Genomic DNA, 515 nt, shown 5'->3' with positions numbered 1-515 from the left:
GGGTGTTGTTCGCGCTGCTGGTGGTGGGCCTGATCGCCGCGCTGATCGAAGTGTCGCTGTTCAGCTTCCTCGGCCGCATCGTGGATCTCGCCAAGGGCGCGCCGGACGGGCAGTTCTTCGCGCGCCATCAGAACGAGYTGCTGTGGATGGCCTTCGTGGCGCTGATCCTGCGKCSGCTGTTCTTCGGCCTGCACGAYRTSCTGSTGCATCAGGTCATCAACCCSARCCTGGCCAACCTGATCCGCTGGCAGAACCAYCGCTACSTGCTCCAGCAGAGCCTGTCGTTCTTCCAGAACGACTTCGCGGGGCGSATTGCCCAGCGCATCATGCAGACCGGGGTCTCGCTGCGCGACTCGGCCGTGCATGCGCTCGATGCGCTCTGGCACGTGATCATCTACGCCATCAGCGCGCTGATCCTGTTCGCCGAGGCGGACTGGCGGCTGATGATCCCGCTGATCCTGTGGATTGCCGGCTACATCGCCGCCCTGGCGTACTTCACGCCGCGCGTGAAGCAG

The 515-nt window shown here is 64.6% G+C and carries 1 protein-coding gene; it reads left to right on the top strand.

The genetic code is table 11. The annotated features are described in order from the left end of the window. Positions 1 to 515, top strand: a 515-nt coding sequence (locus AC1DM9_RS34460; protein ID WP_477584507.1) for an ABC transporter transmembrane domain-containing protein, incomplete at both ends; no start/stop codon positions are given.

The sequence above is a fragment of the Paenibacillus sp. 01T431 genome, assembly GCF_056398625.1.
This window is presented reverse-complemented; position numbering and strand designations above follow the sequence as displayed.